This window comes from Cytophagia bacterium CHB2, from assembly GCA_030263535.1.
GTDB lineage: Bacteria > Zhuqueibacterota > Zhuqueibacteria > Zhuqueibacterales > Zhuqueibacteraceae > Coneutiohabitans.
Genome location: SZPB01000386.1, coordinates 1 through 5,894, shown reverse-complemented (window position 1 = coordinate 5,894; position 5,894 = coordinate 1). Strand labels below are relative to the sequence as shown.

Sequence of the window (5,894 nt, the reverse complement as noted above, 5' to 3'; positions counted from 1 at the left end):
AGCGACGGCTTGGCCGTCGCTTCTCTAATTCTGTGCTCGATCGCTCAACGATGGCTTGGCCAGCGCTCTCGACACTACCTAGACTTGAACGTTCAGCGACGGCTTGGCCGTCGCTTTCGGATGTTGTGTTGGATCGCTCAACAACGGCAGGGCCGTCGCTTTCAACGGCTTCTTTAAAAGGTCACGGTTAGGCCGTGACAAATCTCATGAAGGCCAGTGCGAAATAAAATCCACTAGCTGGTCGACAGTCGGACTTTGCGCATTACGCACATAAAAGCCGGAGGTGGCAACGCCCGTCAATAAACACGAAGACAGCGGCAAGTTCAACAACGCCCCCAAGCAGAAGCCGGCATTGAAATGATCTCCGCCGCCGGTGGAAATAAGAGGCTTCGGGGTAAACGGGCCGGAGACCAACGTCACTTCCTTTTCATTCGCGGCAACGGCATACTCGCGCGGATGCACTACCACGGTATCAACCGCCAATTTCGCGCGCATTTCGACGGCAATTTTTTCGATCGTTTCACGGGTTTGATATTTCACATGAATGCCCAGCACCTCGGCGAGTTCATAGCTTTCCTTTTCATTCACGCCAAGGATGACGTCAAAATACTGTTGAAATTGCGTGATCAACTGCAACGCCGCGAAAATATCCTCCGCCAATCGTTTCTCCGGATCTGCCAAATCAAAAAAGACCAGCGGCCGGGATTGCAAACGCGGGCAAATGTCGCTCAGAATATGCTGCCAGATTTCGGACAGATGTGGGATCATGGTCCAGTTCAACAGCCCGAAAAGGTGAGATTCATTTACGAAATCCCGCAGCTTCTCCAGGCCGACGCGCTGCACTAAATTTTCCCAGGTAATGTCGTTGAGCGTTTCGATCTTGCCGAGCAAGAGCTTGCCGTCTTCGAATTCAATGGCATCGGTATGGCCGGGGTCGGCAATCGAGAACACCTGCGCGCGTTGCGCCAATTCCTGAAAAACCGGGTGAATGGCAGGATAGCCCAGATTCCCGATATATTTCACTTTCATGCCAAACGCCGCCAGAGCATTGGCCATAATCGGGCCGTTGCCTCCCAGCTTCGTTTTTTGCACGATCAACTCCAAATTCGTACTTTTGCCGGCGGCATCCGCGATGCGATCGGCGAACGCCGCAATGCCGGGAACTACGGTGTAACGATCACGCGCTTCACGTTTGTCAACGATACGAACAATTTCGTCCACGAACCCGTCAAGCCCGAGCAACACCTGCTGGGTGGTTGGGCGAGCCTTGTTTGCTTGCAGCAATACCAGTGTTTGCTGATGCAGCGCCTCGTTCTCTGTCATAGCTAGCTTCCTCGTCTTGTAAATTTTTGCTCACGGTCGCGGCAACACGACGACGCCAGTGGGATCTGCTTCGACTTCAATGGTTTTCGCCACTTGAAACGTTCGGGTATCAATCACCTGAACGGTGCCGGGATTGCCGCCCTGCGAGGTGGGATGATGGCCGGTGTAAGAACCATCGAGATTTTCGTTCGTGACATACGCAAAGAAGCCGTCACGCGTGAACGCAACACCGTGCGGATTCGCAAACCCGGTCGCGCTGATCGTCGTCTCGACTTGATTGTCCACAACACGAATAACAGAAATGTCGTTCGAACCTTGATTGCAAACATAAACATGCTTGCCGTCAGGCGTCACTTCAAGCAGGAACGGCCGCTTCCCCACGCGCACGCTATCGATCACCGTTCGTGAGGAGGTGTCGATCACGCGCACTTGATCGGCGCTGAAGCAGGTAACATATGCAAAACGATCATCCGGCGTGAGCGCGACCTGCAAGGGTTGATATATCGACGAGCGCACCGGGTTGACGTCCGGCGCCAGCAGCACTGGGCCAAGTTCTTGATACGTATCGGCGCGCAGAATCGAAATACTGTCGGAGAGATAGTTTGTGATATAAATAAGCTGACCGTCTCGGCTAAACGCGATGCCGTGAGGCGCGAAGCCCACACGCAATTCGCGTATGACCGTCATGGTATTCGTATCGATCACTTGCACCGCGCGGCCGTCGCTGAAGATTTCCCAATTCGTCACAAATGCTTTGCTGCCATCGGGACTGATGACGACATTGGCCGGTGAGCGCCCGGCTTGTGCTTTGCCAACCAGGGTGTCTGTTGCCACATCGAATTTCCAAACTTGTCCCTGCTCGATCAACGTGACATACCAATATTTACTCTGGGCATCAACGAAAATGTTGTGCGGTACGTCCAGGCGCGGCGAATCGCCCACCGGAATCAAGCGCGTCACCAGATTGTTTTGTGTTGCAATCACCGCTACAAGATCTTCGCCTTGATTGGTGACATAGGCCTTCTCTGTAATGCCTTCATATGGCCGCTCACCGGCATCATTGCGCGCGCCTTCATCAATCCAGCGCGCGACAAAGTTAATGACCTTATCCGAAAGGGGATTTCGGCCAAGAGGCATGCGGGGCGTGGAGACGCCGCGCATATGCTCGATCATGTGGCTGTGTTGCGCGGTTCCAGAGATGATGACTTCACCGAAACTCGAACCACGCACGACACTCTCCCAGGAATCGAGTTGCAGGCCGGCGGCGCGATCAACCGAGTTATGGCAACTCGCGGACATGCACTTTTGATTGAAGATCGGCTGAATGTGTTGCGAGTAAACGATCGGATTAATGGCCGAATAATCGAGGTTTTCAATATCAGGATCCGATGCCACGATGTCGTGACGGCAACTTATGATGATCAGGCAACACAAAGCTAAACAGGCGGCCCGGCCGGCGCGAATAGGTAACATGAAATGCTTTCTCAAATTTTCTTCAGACGATTCGAAGCCCATAGCAACGTTGCAGCGATTCTTAGGAGCGACGATTAAATAACTTGCCCCAATCTCCAACCGCGAATAGACGCGAATCATCGCGAATCAAAGAGCATGAGCCGCTATTCGTGCTGATGAGCGGTTCAACGAAAATGAGTACGTTATTCAAATGACGATCCTTCGTGATGAAACGCGCTGTTTTTGAAGATCAAATGGCAAGGCTAACGTACTCCTGTGGTTTTGAATTGCAATTATTGTTGAAACAAGGTAACGCGTCTTTGGCCACAAAGTCAAGGCCGGCCACCCGAGTTTCTGAAAATTTCATGTTTGTGGTGGAAGCTTTCTTGCTTATATTGCCGCCACAAATTTACTTGAGCCTGCTCATGAAAATGAACACCTCTGCCCTGCTGCAAGCTTTGCAAGCGCATGTGCCTGCGCTCGGCGTCATCGATTTATTGCGCGCGCTTATTCAAGCGCCGAGTTATACCGGCTTGCCGCGCCAGGAAGAACAGGCCGTGAATGTATTGCGGCACTATTTCGATTACCACGGCATTGTCACAGAGATCTCCCAAGTTCAGCCTGGCCGCCCGAATTTGCTTGCGCGTATTTCAGGCAATGCTCCCGGCAAGCGCTTGTTGCTTTGCGGCCATACCGACACGGTCCCGCCCAACAAAATCACGGCGACAGATCCTTTTGTCGCGGAAATTCGTGAGAATCGCATTCATGGCCGCGGCGCCGTGGACATGAAAGGCGCGGTTGCCGCAATGGCAGCGGCGCTGGTTGCTTTGGAAGATCTAAACGCATTGCAGCGCGGTGAAGTTATTCTCGCAGCGGTGATTGATGAAGAGATGGAAAGCCGTGGCGCGGAAGCCTTGATCAACTCGGGCTTCATAGCAGATGCGGCAATCATCGGCGAACCCACGAGCAATCAAATTGCCATTGGCCACAAGGGGCTCGAATGGCTGGAAGTTGAATTTCTCGGCAAGGCCACGCACGGCGGCACGCCGGACAAGGGGATTAACGCCATTGCCGCGGCCGCGCGCTTTGTGAGCATCGTTGAAGACGAGCTGGCGCCCGCATTACTAGCGCGCACGCATGCCGTTCTCGGCGCACCCACGATCAACATGGGCACGATTCATGGCGGCGATCAGCCTAGCACGGTTGCCGCACGCTGCACCATCCAACTTGATCGACGCTGGGCGCCGGGCGAAAGCGTCGAGCAAGTATTTGCAGAGTTGGAAGATATTCTCACACGTGTGCGCGCTTGCATGCCCGGTTTACGGACGGCCCTCCGCCGCGTGCCGGGCGGCATGGCAACCATGATTCACGGGCCTTTAGAAATTGCGATAAATCATCCTCTCGTCATTGCTGCGCAAAACGCGCGTGAGCACGTTTGCGGCGCGCCCGGTGAGTTGACGGCGTTTCCTGCCTGGACCGATGCGGCATTGTTTTCACGCGAGGCAAAGATTCCCAGCCTGGTGTGCGGCCCGGGAGAATTATCGCTCGCGCATGCGCCGGAAGAATCGATTGCAATCACAGAAGTTGAAGAGGCTCTGAAGTTGTATGCGCTAACCGCCGTTCACTTTCTGAACGAATCTCAATGAAACTCCGTGTTCCGCACACCTACGTGCTGCTTTTCAGTCTGCTTCTGCTCGCGGCTGCTTCGACTTATGTGATTCCCGCAGGCCAGTTCGATTATATCGAAAAAGACGGCCGCCGCGTCGTTGACGCCAGCTCGTATCATGCAGTACCGGCGAATCCCGCCGGACTTGATGATCTGCTCATGGCGTTTCCCCTGGGTTTAATGACGCCGGAAGTGGCGCGCATCATTTTTTATATCTTCATCGTGGGCGGCGCGTTCGGCGTGATTGCCGCCACCGGCGCGATTGAGGCCGGGATTCATTTGCTCGTGCGCCGTGCCGGCAAATATCAACAAGCCGTCATTCCGGCACTGACGTTTTTGTTCGCGTTTGGCGGGGGCACGTTTGGCATGGCGGAAGAAACGCTGCCATTTCTCCCGGCATTGGTTTTGTTATGCCGTTCACTCGGTTACGATTCGCTCACCGCCGGCGCCGTAGCCCTGGTGGGCGCAAATGCCGGTTTTGCCGCCGCGTTTCTCAATCCGTTTACAATTATCGTTGCGCAAGACATTGCCGGTTTGCCGGCCTACTCCGGCTTGGAATTTCGTCTTGCCGTGTGGGCGATGATCACCACCGCGACGGTTATTTATGTCGCGCGCTACGCCGCCAGGATCAAACGCGCGCCAGAGGCCAGTCCGGTGTATGCCATCGATCAACAACGGCCTGCGCTAGCGGCTAATTTGAATCACGTGCGCTTGACGGCGCGTCAGGCGTTTGTGTTGTTGCTGTTTGCAGCCGCATTTGTCATGCTGATTTTGGGTGCGTTGCGGTTTAAGTGGGGCATTCTCGAACTTTCCGCGCTTTTCTTTGCATTGGCAATTGTGGCCGGGCCGGTGGGTGGACTTTCATTCAATCTCACTGCCGAAAAGTTCATCGAAGGCGCCGCGTCACTCACCGGCGGCGCATTAGTTGTTGGACTCGCACGCGCGACTTTGGTAGTGCTCTCGCAAGCGCATGTGATCGACACGATCATGATGGGGCTTTCAGATTTAGTGCGGCATCTGCCCAGCGAGATCAGCGTGATTGGAATCTATCTCGTGCAAGTATTGCTCAGCATCATCGTGCCCTCGGCCAGCGGCCAGGCTGCGCTCTCGATTCCGATACTCGCGCCGCTGTCAGATTTGGTCGGCGTCACGCGGCAAACGATGGTATTGGCCTACCAATTCGGCGATGGCTTCACCAATATTTTCACGCCGACACAAGGGTATTTCATGGCCGGCCTGGCGCTGCTCAAAATTCCGTGGCATGCCTGGGTGCGCTGGCTCATGCCGCTTTTGCTGATGTGGCTGGCAATCGGATTAGGCGCGCTGTTGCTTGCACATGCAATAAAATTCGGACCGTTCTGAAATCGAATGTTGGATTGATGGTCCCATTAATCCATCGATCCATCAATCCAGCCACTCTATGGTTTTTTTAACGCTTTTTCTGTTGATCATG

General features: G+C 54.3%; 4 protein-coding genes. 2 read left to right on the top strand and 2 right to left on the bottom strand.

Annotated elements, in window-relative coordinates; all coding sequences use genetic code 11:
• Nucleotides 1-204 precede the first annotated feature (204 nt).
• On the bottom strand, nucleotides 205-1,323 hold the full coding sequence (locus FBQ85_25545) for a hypothetical protein (GenBank protein ID MDL1878496.1): 1,119 nt from the start codon (nucleotides 1,321-1,323) through the stop codon (nucleotides 205-207).
• A 30-nt stretch (nucleotides 1,324-1,353) separates the two neighbouring features.
• Entirely contained in the window at nucleotides 1,354-2,916 is a 1,563-nt protein-coding gene (locus FBQ85_25540; GenBank protein ID MDL1878495.1) for a hypothetical protein, read from the bottom strand.
• 86 nt (nucleotides 2,917-3,002) lie between these two features.
• Here FBQ85_25540 and FBQ85_25535 point away from each other — a divergent pair, with 86 nt between their 5' ends.
• Nucleotides 3,003-4,421 (top strand): M20 family metallopeptidase, encoded by a 1,419-nt coding sequence (locus FBQ85_25535; protein MDL1878494.1) that lies wholly within the window; start codon nucleotides 3,003-3,005, stop codon nucleotides 4,419-4,421.
• Nucleotides 4,418-5,803: a YfcC family protein gene (locus FBQ85_25530; GenBank protein MDL1878493.1), complete on the top strand. Its 1,386-nt coding sequence runs from the start codon at nucleotides 4,418-4,420 to the stop codon at nucleotides 5,801-5,803. The genes FBQ85_25535 and FBQ85_25530 overlap by 4 nt, the downstream gene beginning before the upstream one ends.
• Nucleotides 5,804-5,894 lie beyond the last annotated feature (91 nt).